Genomic DNA, 25,490 nt, shown 5'->3' with positions numbered 1-25,490 from the left:
GCGAGCGGTGTGATGGAACGGCCTGTTATAATTGGATAAGGATATAGCCGCAGCAGGAGTATGAAAGGTGCAGAGGATATTTGACTGAAAATGCGGCCGGAACGGGATATAGCAGTATAGGAGGTATATTATTTTGGCAAAAGAAAAATTATTGGTAATTCCCCTCGGTGGACTGGGAGAAATCGGGAAGAATATGACAGTTTTCCAATACGGTGAAGATATCATTGTTTTGGATGCAGGACTGTCTTTCCCCGATGATGACATGTTCGGGATTGATCTTGTTATTCCCGATATGAGCTATCTTATTGAAAATAAGGATAAGGTAAAAGCGGTTGTAATCACACACGGGCATGAAGACCATATCGGGAGTTTGGCATATCTGCTTAATGAGGTCAATGTACCTGTTTATGCAACAAAACTTGTATGTGGTCTTATTGAAGGCAAACTTAAAGAAAATCATATTACCCACTATGAACTTAATGAGGTTCATCATGGCGATGAATTCCAAATTGGAGTTTTTAAAGTGGGATTTATTCATACAAATCACTCGATTCCCGATGCGAGCGCCATATTTTTTAAGACACCGGTAGGTACGGTTGTTCATACCGGCGATTTTAAAATTGATCAGACACCTGTTGACGGGTTGGTTATGGATATCCATAAGTTTGCAGAACTGGGACATAGAGGCGTATTATTACTTATGTCGGATAGTACAAATGCGGAACGGCCTGGATATACAGAATCTGAGACCATTGTTGGCGGGGCTTTCCGCAAAGCTTTTACAGAAGCAAAGGGACGTATTATTCTGGCTACTTTTGCTTCTAATATTTCTCGTATTCAACAAGCCGTCAATACGGCGGTTCAGTTTAAACGCAAGGTTGCTGTATTTGGACGCAGCATGGTAAATAATGTACAGATTGCAATTGAGTTGGGATATCTGGATGTCCCTCAGGGAGTTATGATTGAACCGGACGAAATGAATCGCTATCCGGCAGATCAAATTCTTATATTGACTACCGGCAGTCAAGGCGAACCCATGGCGGGACTCAGCCGCATGGCTGCTAATAATCACCGCAGCGTGAGCATTATGCCAGGGGATACTGTCATTATTTCAGCTTCGCCAATTCCTGGAAATGAAACTAGTGTAGGACGCACGATTGACAACCTTATGAAATTGGGTGCGAATGTAGTAGCTGGTAAAGAAAAGAAAATTCATGTTTCGGGACATGCCAGCCAGGAAGAATTGAAAATCATGCTAAATTTAGTGCGTCCTAAATTTTTTATCCCTGTTCATGGTGAATACCGCATGTTGAAAAAACATGGTGAAATTGCAGAAATGATGGGGGTCAAAAAAGACCATATTCTGATTGGTGATAATGGACAGGTGTTTGAATTTACCAATCGTTCAGGCAAAAAAGCGGGACATGTTAATGCTGGCCGTGTATTTGTTGACGGGCTAGGCGTTGGTGACGTGGGTAATATTGTTATTCGTGATCGACAGCAACTAGCAATGGAAGGAATGGTTATTGTCGTAATGACCTTGGCTAAAGGGACTTGTCATCCTTTGGCGGGACCGGATATTGTTTCGCGCGGTTTTGTTTATGTGCGTGATTCAGAGGCGCTTATGAATGAAGCACATGATAAAGTTGCGGCTGTTTTGGAACGGTGTGAAGCCGGCAATATCCGTGAATGGGCGGTTATCAAGTCTCAGGTTCGCGATACATTGAGTCGGTATTTGTTTGAAAAAACGCGTCGTCGTCCTATGATATTGCCGATTATTATGGAAGTGTAATGGTTAACAGCCAATTCGGTATGCGACAGCGGAGGCATTACTGCCTCCGCTGTCGTGCCGTAGTGAAAGGGGAAAATTCTGTGGATCCACGCAATACAAATGTCAGAGCTATTACTACAGCAGGATGTTTTGCTGCTGTAATATTGATTTTAGCACTGCTTAGCAATTATGTTCCTTTTTTTTCTATTATAGGCTATTTTATCTTACCGGTTCCTATGGCCATTATCCATATGCGTTTTGGTCTGCGCTGGTCGCTTATGATGGGTGTTATTGTAGGAACTCTTATGGGGATGTTTATAGATCCGGTTACGGCGTTGTTGCAGATGGTGACGTTTTGCTGTGTGGGAGTAGCTTTGGGTATGGGATTCCGCAGCGATTGGCCACCGGCCAAAATGCTATTTGGCGTAACAATTGCATTGGGTGTGGGACTGGTGGCTTTGGTCGGGATGATGTATATTGTGCTCCATGTTGATGTGCTGCAACTATTGAATGGGCAATTTCAAATTCTTATGGATAGTGTTATTGAATCATATAAGGATAGCGGGATGTCGGAGGTACAGCTAGTACAGGGACGGCAGCAGATGGAGGAAGTAGCACGTCTCTTGCCGGCAATCATTCCACTTATGGTTTGCCTGGGACTCGCTATGCTGTCTTATTTAAATATACGAGTTGCACAGATTATTTTAACTCGTCTTGGCTATGCGGTGCGTCCTTTTTTACCGGTACGATATTGGGAAATTTCCAGGAGTATGCTATACTTATATGTGTTGGCAATAGTCGTCAAATATTGGGGGACGTCCAGAGGAATAGATGGATTGAGCGTTATTGGCTTGAATCTGGAACAGCTTTCCGTATTTTTTATTTGCATACAAGGTATTGCCTTTGTTCTATATCTGCTGGATCGCCATTTTAAACTTGGTTCGGTAGGTCAGGCTTGTATTGTTATTCTACTATTTATATTTCCTCTTTTCCAATTTTTAGTATTTGTTGCCGGTATCGTCGATATGGCGATGAATTATCGTAAAAAACATAACGCCGCATAACAAATACGGGAGGCAAGAAATGTTTAGAAATATGTTGGCGAAACGATATGATCAGCCGTTTATTCTGGTTATTGGAATATTGCTTCTTATTATCGCCGTTTATAACTGGATTGTGGCACTGTTGGCTCTGATTATCATAGGTGGAGTATATGTTTTGACACGTAAAAACATTATGGAGCATAATCAGGAAATGAGCCGTTTTTTCGATGCTATTTCTCAGAGTGTCGATCAGGCTTCCAGTTATGCTGTTCAGAATTTACCTATTGGTATTGCGATTGTTGATATGGAGTCGAGTTTATGCTGGGCTAATAGTGTTTTTCGCGATTGGATTGGAGATTTTGAAGATAATCAAAAACTTCAGGGAATCATGAAAAATCTTAATATTGACAAGTTTTGGGGGAAATTCGGATATTTTTTTGAGCATATCAATGATCGATATTATCGTGTAGTTTATAAGTATTTGCAAACCGATTCAGATAATGACAGTAACTATTTAATTCTTTATTTTGAAGATATTACAGATACAGAAAAACAAAAGATTGCTTGTCTCGAAGCCATGCCTGTATTCTGTGATATTGAAATTGATAATTTGGAGGAAGTTGCAAAGGGTATGTCTGATATGCAGCGAGCTACCTTATGGGCGGACGTTAATAATTGCTTATTGGATGAATTAACGGAATTGGGCGGATTTGTCCGATCTTATGGAGATGAAAACTATGTAGCTTGTTTGAGTCGACAGGCACTGGATGTGTTAAAGCATAACAATTTTTCTTTTTTGGAAAAAATTCGTGCTATTCATACGGTGAACCGTATTCCGGTTACCATTAGCATGGGAATTTCTACCTTTCCTAAAGAAATTGTAGAAAATGGTCTGTCTAATTTTAATGAATTAGCAGATAAAGCAAGAGCTGGGCTGGATTTGGCTTTGGGGCGCGGCGGAGATCAAGTTGTTGTGTATGAAGAAGATGGATCTGCTCATTTTTATGGAGGAAAAACGCAATCTGTAGAAAAAAATACCCGTGTCCGGGCTCGTGTAGTGGCACAAGCGATACGTGAGCTTATTGATTCCAGTGCGTTAGTACTTGTTATGGGGCATGAACGGGAAGATTATGATAGTATCGGTGCTGCTGTAGGTATTGCTCATATGGCTAAAATGACAGGCGTATCGGCTCATATTGTTATTAGTAAGGAAAGTAATGCTGTTATGCGCTTAGAAAAACAAATTGCGGATGTTCCGGAATTGCAGGATATATTTATTTCAGCGGATACAGCTGAAATATTGTGCAATGATCAAACCTTGTTGTTTATTGTTGACACGCATCGTTCTGATATGACGGTAGCACCTAAGTTGTTGGAAAAAACGACCCGCAGAGTGGTTATTGATCATCATCGCCGCAGTACGGATTTTATTCGACAGCCGCTTTTGACGTACATGGAAACATCAAGTTCATCTACAAGCGAATTAGTTACTGAATTATTACAATATTATAGTGATACTGTAGAACTGCAGAAGATTGAAGCAACGGCGCTGTATGCTGGTATTGTCGTGGATACGAAAAACTTTGCGGTACAGACGGGAGTGCGTACTTTTGATGCCGCAGCATATCTGCGTCGCAGCGGGGCAGATCCGCAAATTGTCAGAGAATTGTTCTGTACCGACTTAGAAACGGTTAAAATGAAATCACGACTTTTATCTCAGACTCAAATATTGGAAGACGGAGTTGCGATTGCCGTGTGTCCTAAAGATGTCAAAAATGCACCCATTGTAGCAGCCCAGTTGGGAGATATGCTGATTAATATTGATGATGTCAAGACTGGTTTTAGTTTTTATGAACTTCCGGATAATATAATTGGAATCAGTGCCCGTTCTGATGGAGATGTCAATGTGCAGTTGGTCATGGAGGCTTTAGGCGGCGGTGGTCATCGTACGGTTGCTGGTGCTCAATTGAAAAATACGACGATGGAGGCTGCGCAAAAGGCAGTTATCGATGCATTGCATGAAGTTATACATAAGGAGAATGAATAACATGAAGGTTATATTATTGCAAGATATCAAAAAATTAGGAAAAAAGGGTGAAATTATAGAAGTGTCTGAAGGCTATGGTCATAATTTTCTTTTGCCTCGTAAGCTGGCGGCACCGGGAACATCAGAAAATATTAACGATGCCAAGCAAAAACAAGCCTCGGCTAAGCATAAAGCTCAAGTAGCTTCGGAGGAGGCCGCGATATTGGCAAGCCAGTTAAAAAAGGTTGAACTTACCATCCCTGTAAAAGTAGGTGAAGGGGGAAAAATTTTTGGTGCTATTACAGGCAAAACTATCAGTGATGCTGCAAAAAAACAATATGATTTAGATTTGGATAAAAAGAAAGTAGAAATCAAAGATACGATTAAAACATTGGGTGATCATGATATTGTTATTCGGGTTCACCCTGAAATTACAAGTATTATAAAGATTCATGTTGTGGAAGGATAATATACCCTGAGGTGCGATATGAAAGAATTGTTGGATAAATTACTGCAACGTCATAAATATCTGGAACCAACGGCGGAAGAAGAACTTCGCCGTCAAGTTAATGTTCTTTATGGTGCTTTTACTGGACTTATCGGCCCGGAAAAAATGGTATTGCGTGCCAGTAAGTATTCGGCATTGTCTTATGTGCATTCCGAAGATCCGCGCCATCGCTTGGTTGGGCTTCAACGGCTCATTTATGAAGATGCTTCTTATGAAGCTATTCCTGATGATAATCAAGTTGTGGATATTTTAAATGAGTTGGAAATGGTTTTGGCTGAGATGTTGGCTCGCCAGGCGGTGGAAGAACGTTTGGAAAAGAAAATTTCTCAAAAGATGGAAGAAAAACAACAGGAATATGTACAGGAAATTAAGATGCAGGTCATTAAAGAGGAAATGAATGAAGTGGAAACACCTCAGTCAAAGAAAAAACTTCAGGATTTACAGAAACTGGATGGTATTAAACTTACAGAATCTATTATGGAACGAATGAGACCTAAGAAATTAAGTGCTATTGTAGGACAAGAGCGTGCTGTTGAGGCCATGCAAAGCAAGTTGGCGTCTACTTATCCGCAGCATCTTTTGTTATATGGTCCTCCCGGTGTTGGCAAAACTACGGCGGCACGTATTGTTTTAGATGAAGCAAAAGGACTACCTTTTACTCCTTTTGGCAATGATGCACCTTTTGTAGAAACGGACGGCACAACTTTGCGATGGGATTCCCGTGATATGACCAATCCTCTTATCGGATCGGTGCATGATCCGATTTATCAAGGTGCACGCCGTGATTTAGCGGAAACAGGAATACCTGAACCAAAGCCCGGGCTTGTCACGGAAGCACATGGCGGTATTTTGTTTATTGACGAAATAGGCGAAATGGATCCTATGTTGCTGAACAAATTATTGAAAGTATTGGAAGATAAAAAAGTAAAATTTGAATCAGCGTATTATGATGATTCTGATCCACAAGTACCGGCATATATTCGAAAACTTTTTGCTGAAGGAGCACCTGCAGATTTTATTCTTATTGGAGCGACAACTCGTGATCCATCAGAAATCAATCCGGCTATTCGGTCACGGTGCGCGGAAGTCTTCTTTGAACCTCTTGTACCGGGGGATATTCAGGAAATTGTTCGCAATGCGGCGGGAACGCTGGATGTACGTTTGGAAGAAGAGGTTCCTGAACTTATTAGTGAATTTACCATTGAAGGGCGTAAGGCCGTTAATATTTTAGCTGATTCATATGGGCTTGCTGTATATCAAGCGGGAAGTAAAGATAATATTATAATTACGAAAGATCATGTCCATCGTGTAGCACAAATTAGTCGCTTGATTCCATATGTGACGAAAAAAGCTTCGGCTATTCCTGCAGTAGGCAAAGTTTTTGGCCTTGGAGTGGCGGGATACTTAGGTTCGGCTATAGAAATAGAATCCATAGCTTTTTCAGCAAAAAATCCTGGTAAGGGATATTACCGATTTAATGATACGGCAGGTTCTATGGCTAAAGATTCAATGTTTAATGCAGCGGCGGTGGTCCGGGAAATAACGGGGCAGGAACTGTCTGATTATGATGTAAATGTTAATTTTATTGGCGGTGGGAATATTGATGGTCCTTCGGCGGGATGTGCTATTACTACGGCACTTGTATCGGCGGTAACGCAGCAGGCGGTCAGACAGGATATAGCTATTACCGGAGAAATTTCCGTTCAGGGTATGGTCAAACCGGTAGGCGGTGTTTTTGAAAAAGCTTATGGGGCACGTCAGGCCGGTATGAATGGCATCATTATACCAATGGCAAATGAACAAGATATTCCGAAAGATCATTTGAATTTGAATGTTTATCCAGTAGAAACTATTCGTGAGGTACTGGATATTATGCTTATAAAAAATATATAGGAGGATAACGATGGAACAACGCATACCGCCGCAAAATGTGGAAGCGGAGCAAGCGGTTTTGGGAGCGATGCTCATCGATCATAATGCTGTTATCGTGGCAATGGAGAAGCTTAGTCCCGAAGATTTTTACCGGGACGTGCATCGTATTATTTTTGAGGCTATGATCCAACTGCATCATGATAACAAGGAAATTGATGTCATCACGCTGCCGGAAGAACTGCGCCGGATGAAAAAACTGGATGACGTAGGCGGCATCGAGTATGTCCTCAGTTTGCCTAATATGGTTGCTACGGCAGCTAATATAGAATATCATGCAAATATAGTTGCGGATAAAGCGCTGGTCCGCAATATTATCACAACCTGTACGGATCTTACGACAGAAGCCTATGATGGTGAAAAAGAACCGGATGAATTATTGAATAATGCAGAACGTCAAATTCTTCATTTATCGGAGAATAAGGATAAAGGAGATTTTTCTTCGGTTGGTGAAGTTGTAGAAGAAACGTTTGATAAAATTACCAAGCTATACGAGAATAAAGCGGGTCTTACTGGTTTGCCTACGGGCTTTCGCGACTTAGATAAACTTACCTCCGGATTACAGCCTTCGGATTTGATTTTGGTCGCAGCGCGGCCATCTATGGGGAAGACCGCTTTTACACTCAATATTGCACAAAATGTTGGGGTGCGCCAACAAAAAACGGTGGCATTTTTTTCTTTGGAAATGTCTAAAGACCAGCTTGTACAGCGGCTTTTGTGTCAGATATCTCATTTAGATTCACAAAAATTGCGGACTGGGCAGCTTAATAGTGATGCAGAGTGGAGTAAACTTACTGACGCCTGCGATAAGCTATATCAATCACCTATTTATATTGATGATACACCAGGAATTACAGTTTCAGAAATGCGTTCTAAAGCGCGTCGGTTAAAATCGGAACATGGACTGGACCTTATTATTGTCGATTATTTACAGCTTATGCAGGGGTCATCGCGACGCAGCAATGAAAATAGACAACAAGAAATTTCTGAGATTTCCCGCTCTTTAAAGGCGTTGGCTCGCGAACTTAAAGTTCCGCTCATTGCACTGTCGCAGCTTAGTCGCAGTGTTGAAAGTCGCCAAGAAAAGAAACCTATGCTTAGTGATCTTCGCGAATCTGGGGCATTGGAACAAGATGCGGATATTGTATCTTTTCTTTATCGAGAAGGGTATTATAATCCTGAAAGTGATCGTAAAGATATTACCGAAGTTATTGTAGCGAAACATCGTAATGGACCAGTGGGTACAGTAGAACTTTTCTTTAAGAGTGAATGTACGTTGTTTATGAATCTTGATACCCATCATGGCGAGGAATGACTTGAATATAAAAAATTGATTGACAGCTTTTTCAGACTTGGAGGCTATAGATTTAATTTTCACTGTTTGCAATTGCTGATAAAATATATCTATGTCTGTAATTTTGTGAGTTGTTAAAAGACGTAATCTCTTGGGGATATATGATGGTTTTTTAAGGATGCTATGCGGGTTGTCTTTTTCTAACATAAAATGTAATTTTAATAACGGGAGGGATTAGTGGGTCTTGTTTTGATATATACAATATGAGAACCGTAAAAAATCCCGGTTTGATATATTTTTTCAATACTATGAACGATTTTTAAGTAAGTTTATTATTATATGACGTTCATATATGGCATCTGCGAATAGTTCGAGCGGAAAATTATATATATAAAAGGAGGCAATTAATATGATTATAAAGGGTGTTTATACACCGGTAATAACCATTTTGACAGAAGAAGGAAACATTGATTTCCCAAATATGTCGAAACATATTGATCATTTGGTCTCTGCGGGTATTAACGGATTATTGTTTTTTGGTAGTTTGGGTGAATTTTATGCTTGTTCTGTGGAAGAAAAGAAGAAACTTATAGATTTAGCCGTGAAAGTGGTGGATCATCGGACTCAAATTATCATTGGTGTAGGAAGTACCAGGATTGAAGAAGTACTTGAATTAGCACATTATGCAAAAAAAGCTGGTGCTGATGCTATCAATATTGTGGCACCCTTTTACTTTGGACCTACGGAAGATGCTGCGATTCAATATTTTGGTAAGATTGCTGAGCAAGTGGCCTTTCCTATTCAATTATACAATTTTCCTGCCCGTGTTGGTGCTGATTTAACGCCATATGTAGTTCGAACTTTAGCTGAAAGATATCCCAATATTATAGGCATAAAGGATACAGTTGATACTATAAGCCATACCCGTAAACTTATTGCGGCTGTTAAGGCGGTACGTCCTGATTTTTCTGTTGTGTCAGGATTTGATGAATATTACCTTGTTAATCGTGCAGCCGGCGGGGATGGTGTGTTATGTGGGTTAACTAACGTTGTTCCGGAATTATTTGTTCAATATCATCAGGCGTATGAAAATAAAGATTTTATTACGACAGAAATATGTGCCAAAAAAATATCAAAACTTATGGGCTTGTATGATGTAACACCTTTATTTGTTGTGGCAATTAAAGCTGCTGTAAAGGCGCAGGGATTAGATATTTCTACTTGTACAAGGGCACCGGGTCTTCCTATAACGGAGGAGCAGTATAAGACCGTCATCAATATTCTTGCGGAAGGATTAAGTACATAATAAGCTTGAACGATATTCAACAACGGTGTTGTCATTTTTGTTATTTACGTAAGTATTATGGGCGCTCATGCATTATTTGCGAGTTTCTTTTAAGTTGCTCGCGACATAATGTGTGGGCGTTTCTTTTATTATTATTAAAATATCTGTCGGTTAAAATTCATGCACATAGGTTTATATAAGAGTGTTTTTATGATAATAAAAAAATCATTTAACATGTTCATAGCTCCCTCATTTCTTTGTAGGTATTGCAAAACTTTGCGTTTTAATAAGGTGAGCTGTGTCGTTTTAATTGACCTGTTAGAGAAGTTGGTGATCATATATACGCATGTGAAAGACGTGTTACAATCTGATTTTTGCCCGTCTTCATCGAGTTTTTCATGTGATTTTTGATGTTTATGCCGGATATAATCGGTTCTGCTAAGGGATAGTATATAATAAATCGGCACTTGTTCATATATTTCAGTAGTATGCAGTGTTTTGATTATGAAATGGACATCAAAAATATCTGTTCTTTAGAATAGGTATAAGAAATGCGGAGAAAATGATCGGGACTGAAACGGTGAGAGACATATTTCAATGTTGCAGCCGTTTAGTATAGGCAGTATAATTTCCACGTGCAATAATTTTAGTTAAAATTAATTGCGATAAAGAACTTGCTTTATAATCCATTTGCATTTTTGTATCATCCAGCCGCTGGATGATTGTTTTAGCAGTGATAAACCAACTAACATGCAGTATGGACGCCAGGGATTTGAATGTGGTATTCAGATAGATAACCACATCGTTTTTATTAAAGACTTTGAATGGTTTGGGTGGTTTTGGTTCATAATATAAAGAACCGTAGACGTTATATTCAATGATGGGAAGTTGAAGATAGGTACAGAGTTCAATTAATTCATGCTAGAGGTTTATAGCCCGAATAAAAGAAAAATTATCTCGGAAACTTCCGGCGGATACGTGCTCCAGTTAATGGAACGATGCATAAGAAGAGTGATCAGGGATTACAGGAGACGTAGGTGTCGGTAGTATGATCTGCATCTGGCAATGTGTTCGCATATATATCGTACCATTTGTGTGTACAGCGGAATGGAAGATGTCTTATCCTTTTTTTGTATTTTTCTGCCTTGATGTGAGGAATACTCTTGTTTACTATCTAAACATGGCTATCGTTTTTTTCTTCTTCTTGTGGTATTATATGGAGTAACAAAGGAGGAATGCATATGGAACGAAAACAGAAGATCACAATTACGGCAGCTGCAGTAGCCATTATAGTGGCAGTTGTATGTTTTGCCGGTTTTTATACGAAAGCAGGTCCGGTGCATCAATTGGCAGAGAAAGGAAAAGTTGCAGTTATCCGTGTTAACGGACCTATTGTGGGAGGCGATGATGATCCCATGAGATTTAGCAGCTCTAATGTTACAACATCGGGAAGTCTTATGCGAGAATTCCGTAAGGCACGAAAGGATCAAGAGGTAAAGGCCGTTTTACTGCGTATTGATAGCCCGGGAGGCAGTGCTGCAGCAACGCAAGAGGCAGCGACAGAATTGGAGCGACTTAAAAAAAGCGGAAAACCGGTTATTGTTTCCATGGGAGATACCGCCGCTTCCGGAGCGTATTGGCTTTCTGTCTATGGGGATACGGTTTATGCTAATCCATCTACCATTACGGGCAGTATTGGCGTATACATGTCCTATTATGATTTGCAGGGTCTTAGTCAGAAACTTGGTGTTTCCGAAGAAAAAATTAAGTCGGGAGCTCATAAAGATATATTTTCTCCTTTCAGACCGATGACCGAGGAGGAACGACAGATGACACAGACTATGGTCAATGATATGTATGATCAGTTTGTAGCGGTTGTAGCAACGGGACGTCATATGGATGAAGCAAAAGTGAGAACCCTTGCAGATGGACGTGTTTTTACGGGAGCACAAGCTAAGCAACTGGGCCTCGTAGATAAAGTGGGGAATTATTATGATGCCTTGGCCGATGCGGGAAACCGAATCGGTGTAAATCCAGATGATGTGCCTACGGTGGAGTATGATCATTCGATATCTTGGAAACAATTGCTAGAAGGAAACAGTTCGTTATCACAATTTATACGTTCCCAGTTTAGTACGGATACGGCGGTACCACTGCCCTTACTTCTTATGAAAGGAGTGCTGCAGCGATGAGACCTTTGATTTTAGATACGCTGGAATATACGTATGACTTTATTACAAAGCCCAAAGTTACATTGGATAAAATCGTGAAGGAAAGGCGGCTTCGTGAAGGATTGTTGATTTGGATATTTACACTAATGCTTCCTTGTATATCAGCGATAATCCAATTGTCAGGCGCTCATATAGGGGCGGCAGTTGGGGCTTTGCTTTTTGGTGGTGTGTGTTTTATTCTGCAGATTATTTTTATCCATGGGATTTCCTGCCTTTTAGGAGGCAGCGGTACTATAAAAGCATTAGCGGCGGGTTTGGGATTTTCTAATATACCTCTCAATTTTGCTACATTAGCGGAAAGCTTACTATTTATTTTACCGTCGCTTCTGGTTCATTTCATTTCTATTGCATCTTTACTGTGGACGTTGGTACTATCTGTATTGACAGTGCGATCTACCTATGGTATGAATACTGCTCGCAGCACATTGGCGGTATGTATGCCAATGATTATTTTGGTTTGTGTGGTTGTTATTCTTGTTGTATGGTTTACTTTTAGTGTGTTGTCGTTAGTTAAGGGGTTTTAGATTTTTTATCTGTATACTCGAGATTTCGCAGTAATATTGATTTTCCCCGCCAAGCGAAAGCACGGTTTCCATACATCCTGCGGAATTGATTATTTGTCAGTGAAAGGAGATCCATCCGTTGTAATTGCAAAATTCGATTTTTGCGAAATTCTGGGATTGGAGTGATTGGAATATATTGATTATGGGGACAAACGCGCTGACATTCATCACAACCGAAAATGAGAGGAGTTTTTTTTATAATTGCAATTTCAGGCGGCGTTAAGTCGCCTTTTTTTTGTGTTAAATAAGATTTGCAGTATTCATAATCATAGTTAGAATTAATAAAACAACTTCCGGGACAGTTTTTATGACAGGCACCGCAGTGAAAACATTCTTTTGTAAGCGGTGTATCTGGAACTAAGGGTACTGTTGTCAATACACTGCCAATAAAACAATAGGATCCATAGATAGGATGTATAAAGCAATTGTTATCACCAATAAAGCCTAAGCCAGCTTGATGAGCAAGATATCGGTCGCAGAGAGGCGAGGTATCTGCACAAAGGTAATGATTGCTTTGCGGATATTCTTGTTCCATAAAATACTGGAGAAGTTTTAAGTAGTTTTGTATAATAAGATGGTAATCAATACTTTGTGTATACATAGACAAATTGCTTGGTACTTCTGTTGGTACATAATAAGGAAATAAAACGACGATAACAGCACGGCAATTTTCCAATAAAGTTTGCGGTGTATACCTATCTATACCTTGCCCGGCGGCCAGCGGACAAATTTTTTTCTCCTTTGTAGGGATGGCTAATTCGGAAGAGGCGATACCAAGACAATCCAATCCTAAGGAGCGGGCATAATCTTTAAGACGGTCACTATCCATGGATGTCTCCCTTTTCTGCGCTATGCTGCTTTTGGATTTCAGGACGGACAATGTAGCCGTATGCAGAGGTATAACAAATATCCAAGTGCTTCTCCATGGCTTTGCAGGCCCTGTCTACATCTTTGATTTCCAAGGCGTCCACGATTGCTGTATGTTCCGTAACAGCTTCGGCGATACGGCTTTTGCGGCTATATAGGGAATTTATACCGGTTCGTTTGATTTTGTCGCGAATTTCATCAATAATAGACCGCAGCATCATGTTTCCTGCAGCATCAATAATAATATTATGAAATTCTGTATCATAAAGAATAAATTTTTGATAATCGGGCATAGTCCCTTCTTTTTTCCCTGCTTGCTGAATCAACGACAGTCGCAGCAATTGAAGCTGGTCCGAGTTAATACGGGAGCAAGCCAATTTAACAGCTAAAATTTCCAAGGCGGTACGAATTTGAAAAATATGAATCAGATCACTGGCATCCATGCTTTTTACAATAATACCCTTGTTGCGGACATATTGAACCCAGCCTTCTTTTTGCAAACGCTGCATAGCTTCCCGAACGGGAGTACGACTGACATTAAGCTCTTCTGAGAGTTTTCTTTCTGTGAGAATCTGCCCGTCTTGATATATTTGATCTAATAATCTTTTTTTTATAATATGGTAAATTTGTGTTTTTAACGAATGTTGATTTGGGTTTGTCATGAATTATCCCCCTTAATGATACAAACAAATAGGTTTGCAATTATTATACCACACAAATACCACTAAAACAGACAGGGAATTCATAAATAGTGTAAAATAAAAGTGAGATATTTTAAATACATAATATAGCAAAGGGAGATCTTATGAATACATTAGGATTGATACAACGGTTTTCCTGTGGGAAAATAGAAGAAAAATATGAGAATTCCCGTATTTTTTCGATTTTTATGCAACTTATATTTACTCTTGTTGGAGCGTATTTTCTGTGGGATATGTTGCCGGAACCAACTTTTTTTTCAAAATTAGATAATATGGGTGTCCTTATTTTTTGTTTATGGCGTATTCATCGGCAGCGCGATATTATGTGCTATGTGACAGAGAAAGGAATCATTGTACGGAGACAATTTATGTCTCTTCGTGAATTTATAGATGAACAAATTCACGAAGAGAAGTCACTGATATTCATTCCTTATCAAAATATTTTTAGTATCTCAGATGATTGGCGGGAAATTCAACTGGGAGCGCCTGAAGAGGGAGGTATATCTGTATTGCCTATTCATCTGCAGTTTTTAACTTCTAAGCACAAACAGACAATTATTCAACGAATTAAAAAAGAACAGGAAAAATGAAAATAGTTTATAAAATGGAGAAAACCATCAAAAAGATTAGATAATAAAAGATAAATAGTTATAAATATATATTTTTGAATGGTAAAAATACTTTCTTGTTTTACCAAAATAAAGTACAATAATTATATTGATTCTAACAATATAAGGAGCGATGTCCTCATGAATTGGAAAAAGTTAGCTGTTGCCGGGCTTGCGGCAAGTATGGTTGTCTTTTTTGCTGTTGGCTGTGGTGATCAAAAGAATGCAGATTCTGGAGTAACGGCACAGAAGAATAAGATTGTTATCGGACTTGATGATAATTTCCCCCCTTTTGGCTTTCATAACGAAAGTGGTGAGTTGGTCGGCTTTGATATTGATATGGCTAAGGAAGCGGCAAAGCGCTTAGGAATTGAGGTTGAATTCAAGCCTATTGATTGGGATAGTAAAGAAACAGAGTTGAAAAGTAAAAAAATTGATGCGATTTGGAATGGGCTATCTATTACTCCTGAGCGAGAAAAAAATATTCTTTTTTCCCGCCCTTATGAAAATGGTCCGCAGATACTTCTGGTTCGTGCGGATTCACCCATCAAAGGAAAAGCTGATTTAGCTGGTAAAATTGTTGGTACGCAACAAGGCAGTACTGGACTTGAGGCAATTAATCAAGAACCGGAATTAAGAGATTCTTTTAAGGAGTTAAAAACATATTCTGATAATGTTACTTCTTTTATGGATCTTCAAGTCGGGCGCATTGATGCCGTTGTTGTTGCTAAGACTTCAGCAGGATATTTCATGACAAAAAATAAATCGGATTTTCGCATTATTGATGTAGGATACCCTGATATTCCGAGCGGAGTGGGTATGCGCAAGGATGATACAGAACTGAAGGCAAAGCTTGATAATGTTTTAGAAGAAATGCATAAAGATGGTACATCAACAACAATTTCGGAAAAATGGTTCGGTATGGATGTTTCCCTGTAATATAGGAGGATAATACTCATGATGAATTGGAAAAAAACGGTTTTAGCAGGTATGATTGCAGTTACTGCTGCAATTTTGATTATTGGATGTGGAAGTCAATCACAGAAACAGGATAGTCAAAAGATGCCTGATAAAATCGTTATTGGTCTTGATGATAATTTCCCGCCGATGGGCTTTCGGGATGAAAGTAACAATCTTATTGGTTTTGATATTGATTTAGCTAATGAAGCTGCAAAGCGGATGGGTGTAAAGGTTGAATTCAAACCAATAGATTGGGATAGCAAGGAAGCTGCTTTAAAGAGTAAAAAGGTAGATATGCTGTGGAATGGTCTTACTATTACAGATAGCCGAAAAAAACAAATTGCTTTTTCTAAACCATATATGAAGAATGCGCAGATACTTATTGTTCGGGCAGATTCACCGATTCAGACTAAGGATGATTTGAAAGGAAAAATCATTGGTACGCAGGAAGGAAGCAGTTCTGTAGATGCGTTGGATAAAGATCCAGATTTTAAGAATTCCTTACAAGATGTAAAATTGTATGGCGATTTTGTTGCAGCTTTGATGGATTTGGAAGTAGGACGCACGGATGGCGTGTTAGTTGATAGTGTCGTCGGTCGATACTATATGACTAAAAAGGAAGGAAAATTCCGCGTACTTGCAGGCAGTATGGGGGATGAAGAGTTTGGAGTCGGTATGAGGCAAGACGATGCGGTGTTGGTGAATAAATTAAATTCTGTATTGAAGGAAATGAGTACAGATGGTACAATGAAGAAGTTATCGGAAAAATGGTTTAAAACAGATATTACAATTCCTGTGCAGTAAATTAAAAGTATAGGTTTTGAATGCTGATAAATGAGGGACCAGACGGCCCCTCATTTAAGTATTTATAGGCTTTGCTTTTTTACCGGGATAGTGTATGTAAGGAGTGTTTACATGGATTATTTACTAAATATTGTACCTGCTGTTGCGGTGGGTTTGCAGATTACTTTGAAAATATTTGTAATAACAATTGTGTTAAGCTTGCCTTTAGGTATATTCATGGCATTGGCTCGTATTTCTGAACTGACTCCCTTGCGTAAGTTTATGGGTGCTTATATTTATGTTATGCGTGGTACTCCGCTTATGCTGCAGATTTTATTTATTTATTATGGGCTGCCGTTTATTATTGAAGGACTGAGGCTTCCTGATTTTCCGGCTGCCATTATCGCATTTGTATTTAATTATGCAGCTTATTTTGCGGAAATTTTCCGCGGCGGTATCCAATCTATTGAACGAGGACAGTACGAAGGAGCTAAGGTGTTAGGACTGACGTATGTACAAACTATGCGTCGCATTATTTTGCCACAGGTTGTAAAACGAGTCTTGCCGCCGATAGCAAATGAAACGATTAACCTTTTGAAAGATACCTCTCTGGTATATATCTTAGCAATGAATGATATTTTGCGTATTACACGTTCTATTGTACAGCGAGATTTCGACACAACGGCATTTATTGTTGCGGCCGTGTTCTATTTATTTTTTACATTCATCCTGACAAAAATATTTAGCTATTTGGAAGCACGCTATGCCGTATATGATGAATAAGAGAGGAATGTAAGTATGAGCTTAATTGAAATGGATCACATACATAAAAGATTTGGCAGTTTGGAAGTGTTAAAAGATTGTACCATGCATGTAGAAGAAGGCGAAGTTGTTTCTATTATAGGACCTTCTGGAAGCGGAAAAAGTACATTCTTGCGTTGTTTATGTAATTTGGAAATTATTGATGGAGGTACTATTACCATCGGTGGAGATGTTATGGCGCGGCAGCCGCAGGGCGTGAACAGATCCATTTATGCACCTTCTTCACAAGTGCATAAAATATGTCTTCGTATGGGAATGTGTTTTCAGCATTTTAATTTATTTCCGCATATGACGGTGCTCGACAATGTTTTGGAAGCCCCGCGTATTGTACAAGGCAAGAAGACAGAAGAAATAATGCCGATAGCAGAAGCACTGCTTAAAAAGGTGGGGTTATGGGATAAGTGCAATGTTTACCCTTCCCGATTGTCTGGGGGACAAAAACAACGAGTGGCTATTGCCAGGGCATTGGCAATGAATCCGGACATTATGCTTTTTGATGAACCGACATCTGCATTGGATCCAGAATTAACAGGAGAAGTCTTACGGACGATTAAACAGTTAGCTGATGACAATATGACGATGATTATTGTTACGCATGAAATGGCTTTTGCCAAAGAAGTTTCCAAGCGTATTTTATTTATGGCAGAAGGAATTATTGAAGAAGAAGGAACACCAGAAGAAATTTTTGAACATCCAAAATCAACACGGACTAAAAGCTTTTTAAAATCTATGCTGCGTTTTTGATAAAAAAGTGATTCGCCAATTTTGGCGAATCACTTTTTTATCAGTATACATTATTTTATTGGAGGTGTTAAAAAAAGATTAATATTTAATTGGAACTAATTTAAAAATGTCATTTAAAAATTAAAAAAATATGAAATGGATTGAATAAAACTAATATACATGATATATTGACTTAAAAGTTAAGAATAGTATATTAACAGATGTCGCATTTTTTCTGCGTGTTCCTTTTTGCTATGGTATAATAAAAGTAGAACATATCGAATGCGAAGGGTAGTGATTATATGTCGGGGATTACATTAGAAACAGGATTTGTTTTTGACACGGAAAATTTATATGGACCGGGAAAAATTACGGAAGAAGAACTGAGAAAATTTTCCCCGGTGTACACTGAGGCTCATAATACTGTAATGAATATCCGTAAAACCGGTATAGTATCCGGACATTTATCTAAAGACGGAGAACCGGAACCTGTGTTATATATGCAGCTTCCTTATATAGCTGAGGGAAATATAAACTGCCCGAAACGTATAATGGCACTTGAAGAATTAGGCCGTTCTGTCAAGGGACAAATGAATGCGGTGATTTTCTTTGGTATAGGCGGTTCATATCTTGGGGGAAAAGTTCTGTTCGATGTGCAGTGCGGTGAATTTTGGAATTTGAAAAGTGATGCAGAACGAAATGGGTGGCCTAAAATTTTTTTTGCCGGTAATAATGTCGATCCCCGTAAGCTCAGCGAATTGATTCGATATCTTAAATCGGACAGCCGCCGTAAAATCGGATATAAAGTCATGGCGGTTGTTATATCTAAGTCTGGGTCTACTATCGAGCCGATGTCAAATTTTATGATTTGCAAAAAGGAGCTGGAAGATAGTGGTATTGAACTAGAGGTTATAGCTGTTACCGATCCTCATTCTGGGAGCCGGGAAACGCTTCTTCATGAACTTGCCCGTAAATCAGGATGGCCTGTTTTCTGTGTGCCTGACGGAGTGGGCGGTCGGTTTAGTGTGTTTTCAGAGGTAGGACTTATTGTAGGTGCGTTGATTGGTTTTGACTTTCAATCTTTTCTTTCGGGAGCGCGAGCTATGGATTTGTTTTGCCAGTCTGCAGATATTTGGAAAAATCCAGCACTTCTTAATAGTGTTTTGAAATATTTGGCGGGAGTGAATCATGGACGTAATATTGAAGTTTTTATGCCCTATGGGGATTGCCTGAGATCTTTATCGGAATGGTATGTTCAGCTTCTTGCTGAATCGCTGGGAAAACGCGTAGATAAAGATGGTAATATTATTCATTACGGACGTACTCCGGTAGTAGCTGTCGGGACAACGGATATGCATGCTCAAACACAAGAACATCAGGAAGGGCCATTAAATAAAGTCGTGCAGTTTGTAGCGGTGAAAAAGTGGCAGCAAGATATAGTGGTTCCACATATTTATGATGAATATGGGGCCTTGTCTTCTTTTAGCGGCTTACCATTGAGTAGTATATTGGAGGCCGCACAAAAATCAAATGCGTATGCATTGGCAAAAGAAGAACGTTATAATGCGACATTTATTATACCGGAATTGACACCATTCCACTTGGGTGAGCTTATGTTTATGCTTTGCATATCTATTGCGTATGAAGGAGAGTTTGCCAATGTGGATGCCTTTGATCAACCGGGAGTGGAGATTTATAAATCTTTTTTGAAGCAAAAATTAAAAGAATTGCAGGAGGAATGATATAGATGCATATATTAGTGACTGGCGGGGCCGGGTATATTGGAAGCCATACTGTGAGAGCACTGGTGGCACAAGGTCATACGGTACTCGTATTGGATAATTTGTCTCGCGGACATCGTCAGGCTGTGCCGGCAGGGGTAACTTTGATTACGGAGGATATCCATCATATAGATACGGTTCGGAACATAATGGAAATGAATAAAATAGAAGCCGTTGTCCATTTTGCCGCACATAGTCAAGTTGGAGAATCAATGGATAATCCGACTATATATTATGACAATAATATTGTTGGTTCTTATTGTCTTTTGGAGGCGGTACGGCAGGCTGGAGTGAAATATTTTGTCTTTTCTTCGACAGCGGCGGTTTATGGTGAACCGGAAAGCATACCGATTACAGAAGATATGCCATATAAACCCACTAATGTTTATGGGCAGACCAAGCTTATGATTGAACACATGCTGGATCAATTTAGCCGTGCCTATGGGTTAAGGTATGCGGCGCTTCGCTATTTTAATGCGGCGGGGGCGGATCATGATGGTACAATTGGGGAAGATCATATGCCGGAAAGCCACCTTATACCACTTGTTCTGCAGACAGCGCTAGGACAAAGATCAAGCATTAAAATATTTGGAACCGATTATCCTACGGAAGATGGTACTTGCATTCGCGATTATATCCATGTGACTGACTTAGCAAATGCGCATTGTCGGGTACTGGATTATCTTAGTATGGGTGGAATATCGCAATATTTTAATCTGGGTTCACAGCAGGGCTTTAGTGTTCGGCAAATTATTGATGCAGCAAAAAAAATAACGGGAAGAGATTTTACTGTAGAAGAGGCACCGCGGCGTGCCGGAGATCCGGCTGTCCTTGTGGCGGGATCTCAAAAAATAAAAAAAGTCATCGGTTGGCAGCCACAATATAGTGATGTGGAAAATATTATTGCCGATGCATGGAAATGGCACAGCGCTCATCCTCATGGTTATGGTACTCCGAGATAAGTTACGGGCTATAATGCTTGGTGTTAAGCATTATATAGCCCGACAATATAAAAAATGGTTTCCTTATGGAGCCATTTTGATTTTTCTTATGGGCATATGCTTTTTTGGAAATGACAATTCTATAGATCTAATCCGACAGACAACAGGGGAAGTGAAACATTCAGAGAATGTTTCATCCCCTGTTTTTGTTTCCCAAGAACAACAAACAAGTTCGGAAAAGCATTATAAAAATGAAGGGATATCAGATATAGAAACTGTTGATTTGGCAATTTGCGTGTATGATGTATCTGCTGTGAGACGAAATAAACCTATGCCGGATTTGTTTGAAAAACATGTACAGCATTTGAAAAAAACAGTTAACAGCCAAACAGAAGAAAAGAATGCAGAAAAATCACAGAAAAAAATATCACAAGAGCTATTTCCTCGATATTGTGGGTTTATGGAATCTGCTGGTAGACGTTTGGTTTTGCTGCAGTCAGGAAAAGATACACGTCTTTGTGCTGTAGGAGACCAAATAGCCGATTGTACTGTGATGTATATTAATATCAATGCGATTGGATTAAAAAAAGAGGGAAAACTAATCGAAATACGGATATAGTACTAACCTACAACGGTAAATGCAGTGAAAATAAATGCATTTATTAATAAATATGACGGCGGATGACGAGAAGAATATTTTTTGTAAGAATAGGATATATAACATGCTAAAAAAGATTATATTGGCAAATTTTATTTTTTTATCTTATGTTGTTCAACTTAATGCTTCGACGATTCACATTGACGTACATGATGTACCTGTTCGATCTGTTGTAGAAGGACTTGCCCGCAGTGGAGGAATTAATCTTATTGTTGATGATACTGTACAAGGAAATATAACGATGTATCTTGTTGATGTAACTGTTGAAGAGGCATTAGCGGCTATCGCTTCCAGCCAAAATCTGTATTATGATAAAAGCGGTTATATTTACATGATAACAGCTGGCCGGAAAACAGAAGGAGGTAAAGAATTGCATACCTTTGGTCTTTCTTATACTTCAGCAGAGGAAGCACGAAAAGCGGTACAGGCGATTATATCTGATACCCATATTCGCTGTCATGGAGATACTAATTCTTTGGTTGTCCAAGGAAACAGCAGAGAGATTGCAGCTGTACAAAGTCTATTAAAAAAAATTGATATACCACCTCGGCAAGTTAATGTTGAAGTAGAGATTGCTGCTTTAAATCAAGAAGCTATTAAAGAATTAGGCATTAACTGGGATTGGCGGAATGCCGAGGGAGGGCCGGGACATGAAAGCAGTTTTGCTTATACCGCACAGATTCGGGCACTGGAAACCCAAGGAAAAGCTAAGATTTTGGCTAAACCGCATATGATGGCAAGTAATGGCAGAATGGCAAAAATTCTCATTGGAGATAAAATTCCTATACTTACAGAGCATTTACAGAATGGACAGACGACCACAACGACAGACTATACTGATGCAGGCATTAAACTTATGTATACGCCATGGATTCACGATGACGGTTCTATTACCGCACACATTCAGGCAGAAGTAAGTACGCCTGTTCTGGTGACAGAACTTAAGGCCTATCGATTCATGACTCGTCAGGCAGAAACGCAAGTGCGGATTCAACAAGGGAAAACTCTTATTATCGGAGGACTTATTGATAAAGAAGATATAGAAAATTTTCGAAAAGTTCCTATTTTGAGCAGTTTACCGTTTATAGGAAGGTTGTTTCGCAGTCATTATACATCCAGCAAGGAGACTGAAATTGTTATTATGGTCAAAGCTGAGATTGTGAAAGATTGACAAAAGTAAAATTTTAAAAACCCTCTGCCTTTATAATATGTTGATTCATAACCAATACGTATAGATGTTATCCATGATTTTTTCAATGCTGCTATACGTAATGTATGATATAATAATCGATAGATTATGGAAAGATAAGGGGATTATATTGTGGGAAGTATTAGGGTACAAAAATTAACAAAATCATTTGGTATACATACAATATTTCGAAATGTTTCTTTTGAATTGCGCCGTGGTGAACGAATTGGACTTATTGGTGCTAATGGTGTGGGAAAATCAACTCTTTTGAAATGTCTTATGGGACAAGAAGAATATGACGCGGGTGCTTTTGTCATTTCTGAAGGCGAAACGATTGGGTATCTGCAGCAAAATATAACGTTTGACACTGCAGTTACGCTGCGTCAAACAATTACCGAAGCTTGGCAGGATGTACTTCGTTGCGAAATACAGTTAAAAGAAACAGAACAAGCTATGCAGCATGAGCCGGATTCCCAGGAACTTATGAATCGATATTCCCGCTTACAGGAACGGTTTGAATGGCTTGGTGGCTATGAATATGAAGCAATGTCACGAAAAATTATTCATGGATTAGGTTTTGCGGAAGCAGATATGGATCGCCTTGTGCAAAGTTTTTCAGGAGGCCAGAAAACACGAATTAATTTGGCAAAAGCATTGGTATGTCGCCCGGATTATTTATTTCTCGATGAACCGACGAATCATCTTGATATGGAAATGCTTGAATGGTTGGAAAGCTATTTGTTGTCCTATGGGGGCGGTATCCTTATCGTATCTCATGACCGATATTTTTTGGATAGGGTAACAACCAGTATTTTGGAGATGGAAAATGGAACCATAACAAAATACAAAGGCAATTACTCCCGCTATATTCAACAGCGGGAGCAACGCCGCAAAGCGATGGAAAACGCTTATGAAAAACAGCAGGAACAGATCAAGGAAACAGAGGAGTATATTCGTAAATATAAAGCCGGTATTAAATCAAAGCAGGCTCGTGGGCGTCAATCTCAACTAGATCGTCTGGAACGCATTGAATTTACTTCAGAAAGAGATTCACTCCACTTTGCATTTAAGCCAGTAGAAGAGTGCGGACAAAAGGTACTGGTTCTGGATGATATTTGCGGTGGTTATGGAGATAAACAACTTTTTAACCATTTATCTTTACTGCTGCGTCGTGGGGAATCAGCGGCACTTATCGGACCTAATGGGACGGGAAAAACAACACTTTTTCAGATGATTATGGGTAAAAAAACGTTTGACAGCGGTCATATTACGTTGGGAAGCCGGGTGCATGTTGGTTATTTTGCTCAAGAACATACGGAACTTCATGGTACGTGGTCGGTTATGGAAGAAATTATGAACGAATTTAGTTATAGTGAAGAAGATGCTCGTGCCGTTTTGGGTAGTTTTCTTTTTCGCGGGGACGATGTATATAAACGTATTGATACGTTGAGTGGTGGAGAGCAGGCGCGGTTGGCATTGTTGGAATTGTTTTTACACGGACCGAACTTTTTGATTCTTGATGAACCAACGAATCATCTTGATATACCTACTCGAGAAATTCTGGAACAGGCACTTCTTGATTTTGGCGGTACGTATCTTGTTGTGTCTCATGACCGATATTTTCTTGATAAAATTGCTGGACGTATGCTAGTCTTGGAAAATAAAAAACTTAAGGAATATTTAGGAAATTATACATATTATCGAGAAAAAGAACAGGAAAAAGAAGAATTAGCTGCTCAAGAGTTACTAGAGAAGGCAGATAGTGTACAAAAAAAAGAAGATATTTTTCTGTCTGCTGAAAAAGATAAGAAAATAAGAGTTAAAAAAAGTAATGTAGAATCCACTGTTCGTAAGACCTCTTTGTATGGTGCAGCTAAAAAATTGGAAAATATAGAGATGAAGATCGCTGAATGGGAAGCGACTTTGAAAATGTATGATTTTCAAATGAATTTGCCTGAAAATCAAACCAACGCTGAAACAATGATGGCATTGACGGAACAGTATGAAGAAACACAAAAAAAACTCGATAAAGCCTATGAAAAATGGGAAACTTTGAGTGAGTAAAATAGAAATAAAACAATATTTTTGTAGTTTTAAGGAAGCGAGCGATATATGATAAACCAACAGATAATGTCTGCGAACGCTGTTCTTGGGCTGAAATGAATAATGATGAGTTAGAACGGATTATTGCTGATTATGGTATAGTAAAAAACAGAAAGAAAGTGTACTCTGTTCGTCAGAATGCATTGGCGGTTATTCAAATACAGAAAAAGTATGGAAGTTTTTCTTCTTATGTATGGGCCTATACTGAAAACCATATAGGTAAAGGAATCAAGGATACCGGCTAAAAACGAAATTTCGGAAAAAATAAGCAGGAATTTATACATAATATGTTATTTATAACGAGGCGATTTCAAATGAAAAATAGCAGGTGCAGTTGCCCTAGATACATTGTTATATTCACTGAGGAGCAGGGTATTGCTGCTAGTTATGCGGTGCCTCTTCCGGGGGAGTCATGGCAGCATGGATATGACGGGTATGGAGAAATCATAGACATGGATGGAGAGCGTGGTGTCGATGGCACGCTGATAATGGGGAGTGTGAATTTGTTGAATTTTTGTTTGGGATAATGTTTGGAATCCATGTGTTAATTTATAGAATTATAAATCAGATTATATTTTTAACATTAAAAATGCCATATATGAAGAAGCGCTCACCCTACAGGAATCAAAGGTGAGCGCTTCTTCATATATGGCAACATAACAAGTTTTGCAAATATAATACGCATGTATGTAAAATATAGTTGT

23 protein-coding genes are annotated in these 25,490 nt (G+C 39.2%); 21 read left to right on the top strand and 2 right to left on the bottom strand.

Annotated features, from left to right (window positions below; translation table 11 throughout):
* The first annotated feature begins 130 nt into the window (after positions 1 to 130).
* The 9 genes from NXG62_RS08430 to NXG62_RS08390 all read left to right on the top strand — a co-directional run bounded on the left by NXG62_RS08430 (position 131) and on the right by NXG62_RS08390 (position 12,611).
* Entirely contained in the window at positions 131 to 1,792 is a 1,662-nt protein-coding gene (locus NXG62_RS08430; RefSeq protein WP_427114264.1) for a ribonuclease J, read from the top strand.
* An 80-nt stretch (positions 1,793 to 1,872) separates the two neighbouring features.
* The gene (locus tag NXG62_RS08425; RefSeq protein WP_427111998.1) at positions 1,873 to 2,835 is read left to right on the top strand and encodes a YybS family protein; all 963 of its coding nucleotides are present in this window, start codon (positions 1,873 to 1,875) and stop codon (positions 2,833 to 2,835) included.
* Positions 2,836 to 2,854: 19 nt separating this feature from the next.
* On the top strand, positions 2,855 to 4,861 hold the full coding sequence (locus NXG62_RS08420) for a DHH family phosphoesterase (protein ID WP_427111997.1): 2,007 nt from the start codon (positions 2,855 to 2,857) through the stop codon (positions 4,859 to 4,861).
* A 1-nt stretch (position 4,862) separates the two neighbouring features.
* Positions 4,863 to 5,309: a 50S ribosomal protein L9 gene (gene rplI, locus NXG62_RS08415; protein WP_427111996.1), complete on the top strand. Its 447-nt coding sequence runs from the start codon at positions 4,863 to 4,865 to the stop codon at positions 5,307 to 5,309.
* 18 nt (positions 5,310 to 5,327) lie between these two features.
* The gene (gene lonC, locus NXG62_RS08410; protein WP_427111995.1) at positions 5,328 to 7,241 is read left to right on the top strand and encodes a Lon family ATP-dependent protease; all 1,914 of its coding nucleotides are present in this window, start codon (positions 5,328 to 5,330) and stop codon (positions 7,239 to 7,241) included.
* A gap of 10 nt (positions 7,242 to 7,251) precedes the next feature.
* On the top strand, positions 7,252 to 8,592 hold the full coding sequence (gene dnaB / locus NXG62_RS08405) for a replicative DNA helicase (RefSeq protein ID WP_427111994.1): 1,341 nt from the start codon (positions 7,252 to 7,254) through the stop codon (positions 8,590 to 8,592).
* 388 nt (positions 8,593 to 8,980) lie between these two features.
* Entirely contained in the window at positions 8,981 to 9,877 is an 897-nt protein-coding gene (locus tag NXG62_RS08400) for a dihydrodipicolinate synthase family protein (protein WP_427111993.1), read from the top strand.
* 1,220 nt (positions 9,878 to 11,097) lie between these two features.
* Entirely contained in the window at positions 11,098 to 12,048 is a 951-nt protein-coding gene (gene sppA / locus NXG62_RS08395) for a signal peptide peptidase SppA (RefSeq protein ID WP_427111992.1), read from the top strand.
* Positions 12,045 to 12,611: a YIP1 family protein gene (locus tag NXG62_RS08390; protein ID WP_427111991.1), complete on the top strand. Its 567-nt coding sequence runs from the start codon at positions 12,045 to 12,047 to the stop codon at positions 12,609 to 12,611. Before sppA ends, NXG62_RS08390 begins: the two co-directional genes overlap by 4 nt.
* On the opposite strand, the gene NXG62_RS08385 is transcribed toward NXG62_RS08390, so the two are convergent.
* A complete protein-coding gene (locus NXG62_RS08385; protein WP_427111990.1) occupies positions 12,598 to 13,479 on the bottom strand; it encodes an epoxyqueuosine reductase in 882 nt (293 codons plus the stop codon). The two genes, NXG62_RS08390 and NXG62_RS08385, sit on opposite strands and share 14 nt — an antisense overlap.
* A complete protein-coding gene (locus NXG62_RS08380) occupies positions 13,472 to 14,179 on the bottom strand; it encodes a GntR family transcriptional regulator (protein WP_427111989.1) in 708 nt (235 codons plus the stop codon). Before NXG62_RS08380 ends, NXG62_RS08385 begins: the two co-directional genes overlap by 8 nt.
* Before the next feature lie 143 nt (positions 14,180 to 14,322).
* Here NXG62_RS08380 and NXG62_RS08375 point away from each other — a divergent pair, with 143 nt between their 5' ends.
* The 12 genes from NXG62_RS08375 (at position 14,323) to NXG62_RS08320 (ending at position 25,313) form a co-directional block, all read left to right on the top strand.
* Positions 14,323 to 14,808: a hypothetical protein gene (locus NXG62_RS08375; protein WP_427111988.1), complete on the top strand. Its 486-nt coding sequence runs from the start codon at positions 14,323 to 14,325 to the stop codon at positions 14,806 to 14,808.
* A gap of 159 nt (positions 14,809 to 14,967) precedes the next feature.
* Positions 14,968 to 15,765: an amino acid ABC transporter substrate-binding protein gene (locus NXG62_RS08370; RefSeq protein ID WP_427111987.1), complete on the top strand. Its 798-nt coding sequence runs from the start codon at positions 14,968 to 14,970 to the stop codon at positions 15,763 to 15,765.
* 21 nt (positions 15,766 to 15,786) lie between these two features.
* Complete coding sequence (locus tag NXG62_RS08365; protein ID WP_427114263.1) at positions 15,787 to 16,590, top strand: amino acid ABC transporter substrate-binding protein; 804 nt, start codon at positions 15,787 to 15,789, stop codon at positions 16,588 to 16,590.
* Between the two features lie 111 nt (positions 16,591 to 16,701).
* The gene (locus tag NXG62_RS08360; protein ID WP_427111986.1) at positions 16,702 to 17,352 is read left to right on the top strand and encodes an amino acid ABC transporter permease; all 651 of its coding nucleotides are present in this window, start codon (positions 16,702 to 16,704) and stop codon (positions 17,350 to 17,352) included.
* Positions 17,353 to 17,367: 15 nt separating this feature from the next.
* Positions 17,368 to 18,135 (top strand): amino acid ABC transporter ATP-binding protein, encoded by a 768-nt coding sequence (locus NXG62_RS08355; RefSeq protein ID WP_427111985.1) that lies wholly within the window; start codon positions 17,368 to 17,370, stop codon positions 18,133 to 18,135.
* Between the two features lie 281 nt (positions 18,136 to 18,416).
* Positions 18,417 to 19,856 carry a glucose-6-phosphate isomerase gene (locus tag NXG62_RS08350; RefSeq protein WP_427111984.1) on the top strand — a complete coding sequence of 480 codons (1,440 nt, stop codon included), beginning with the start codon at positions 18,417 to 18,419 and terminating at the stop codon, positions 19,854 to 19,856.
* 5 nt (positions 19,857 to 19,861) lie between these two features.
* Positions 19,862 to 20,857: a UDP-glucose 4-epimerase GalE gene (galE, locus tag NXG62_RS08345; protein WP_427111983.1), complete on the top strand. Its 996-nt coding sequence runs from the start codon at positions 19,862 to 19,864 to the stop codon at positions 20,855 to 20,857.
* Positions 20,781 to 21,455, top strand: coding sequence for a hypothetical protein (locus NXG62_RS08340; protein ID WP_427114302.1), 675 nt, complete (start codon positions 20,781 to 20,783; stop codon positions 21,453 to 21,455). Before galE ends, NXG62_RS08340 begins: the two co-directional genes overlap by 77 nt.
* Before the next feature lie 103 nt (positions 21,456 to 21,558).
* Entirely contained in the window at positions 21,559 to 22,665 is a 1,107-nt protein-coding gene (locus NXG62_RS08335; RefSeq protein WP_427111982.1) for a type II secretion system protein GspD, read from the top strand.
* 150 nt (positions 22,666 to 22,815) lie between these two features.
* On the top strand, positions 22,816 to 24,747 hold the full coding sequence (locus NXG62_RS08330) for an ABC-F family ATP-binding cassette domain-containing protein (RefSeq protein WP_427111981.1): 1,932 nt from the start codon (positions 22,816 to 22,818) through the stop codon (positions 24,745 to 24,747).
* 17 nt (positions 24,748 to 24,764) lie between these two features.
* Positions 24,765 to 25,031, top strand: coding sequence for a DNA-3-methyladenine glycosylase I (locus NXG62_RS08325; protein ID WP_427114262.1), 267 nt, complete (start codon positions 24,765 to 24,767; stop codon positions 25,029 to 25,031).
* 69 nt (positions 25,032 to 25,100) lie between these two features.
* Complete coding sequence (locus tag NXG62_RS08320) at positions 25,101 to 25,313, top strand: hypothetical protein (RefSeq protein ID WP_427111979.1); 213 nt, start codon at positions 25,101 to 25,103, stop codon at positions 25,311 to 25,313.
* Positions 25,314 to 25,490: the final 177 nt, after the last annotated feature.

Source organism: Megasphaera sueciensis (genome assembly GCF_050219315.1).
GTDB lineage: Bacteria > Bacillota > Negativicutes > Veillonellales > Megasphaeraceae > Megasphaera_A > Megasphaera_A sueciensis.
Note: the sequence above shows the minus strand (reverse complement) of the source record. Positions and strands in the feature narration are given on the sequence as shown.

Excerpts from the sequence above, each read along its gene's own strand:
- NXG62_RS08420 (WP_427111997.1), top strand. The coding sequence starts at position 2,855 with ATGTTTAGAAATATGTTGGCGAAACGATATGATCAGCCGTTTATTCTG.
- rplI (WP_427111996.1), top strand. The coding sequence starts at position 4,863 with ATGAAGGTTATATTATTGCAAGATATCAAAAAATTAGGAAAAAAGGGT.
- lonC (WP_427111995.1), top strand. The coding sequence starts at position 5,328 with ATGAAAGAATTGTTGGATAAATTACTGCAACGTCATAAATATCTGGAA.
- dnaB (WP_427111994.1), top strand. The coding sequence starts at position 7,252 with ATGGAACAACGCATACCGCCGCAAAATGTGGAAGCGGAGCAAGCGGTT.
- NXG62_RS08400 (WP_427111993.1), top strand. The coding sequence starts at position 8,981 with ATGATTATAAAGGGTGTTTATACACCGGTAATAACCATTTTGACAGAA.
- sppA (WP_427111992.1), top strand. The coding sequence starts at position 11,098 with ATGGAACGAAAACAGAAGATCACAATTACGGCAGCTGCAGTAGCCATT.
- NXG62_RS08390 (WP_427111991.1), top strand. The coding sequence starts at position 12,045 with ATGAGACCTTTGATTTTAGATACGCTGGAATATACGTATGACTTTATT.
- NXG62_RS08385 (WP_427111990.1), bottom strand. The coding sequence starts at position 13,479 with ATGGATAGTGACCGTCTTAAAGATTATGCCCGCTCCTTAGGATTGGAT.
- NXG62_RS08380 (WP_427111989.1), bottom strand. The coding sequence starts at position 14,179 with ATGACAAACCCAAATCAACATTCGTTAAAAACACAAATTTACCATATT.
- NXG62_RS08375 (WP_427111988.1), top strand. The coding sequence starts at position 14,323 with ATGAATACATTAGGATTGATACAACGGTTTTCCTGTGGGAAAATAGAA.
- NXG62_RS08370 (WP_427111987.1), top strand. The coding sequence starts at position 14,968 with ATGAATTGGAAAAAGTTAGCTGTTGCCGGGCTTGCGGCAAGTATGGTT.
- NXG62_RS08365 (WP_427114263.1), top strand. The coding sequence starts at position 15,787 with ATGAATTGGAAAAAAACGGTTTTAGCAGGTATGATTGCAGTTACTGCT.
- NXG62_RS08360 (WP_427111986.1), top strand. The coding sequence starts at position 16,702 with ATGGATTATTTACTAAATATTGTACCTGCTGTTGCGGTGGGTTTGCAG.
- NXG62_RS08355 (WP_427111985.1), top strand. The coding sequence starts at position 17,368 with ATGAGCTTAATTGAAATGGATCACATACATAAAAGATTTGGCAGTTTG.
- NXG62_RS08350 (WP_427111984.1), top strand. The coding sequence starts at position 18,417 with ATGTCGGGGATTACATTAGAAACAGGATTTGTTTTTGACACGGAAAAT.
- galE (WP_427111983.1), top strand. The coding sequence starts at position 19,862 with ATGCATATATTAGTGACTGGCGGGGCCGGGTATATTGGAAGCCATACT.
- NXG62_RS08335 (WP_427111982.1), top strand. The coding sequence starts at position 21,559 with ATGCTAAAAAAGATTATATTGGCAAATTTTATTTTTTTATCTTATGTT.
- NXG62_RS08320 (WP_427111979.1), top strand. The coding sequence starts at position 25,101 with ATGAAAAATAGCAGGTGCAGTTGCCCTAGATACATTGTTATATTCACT.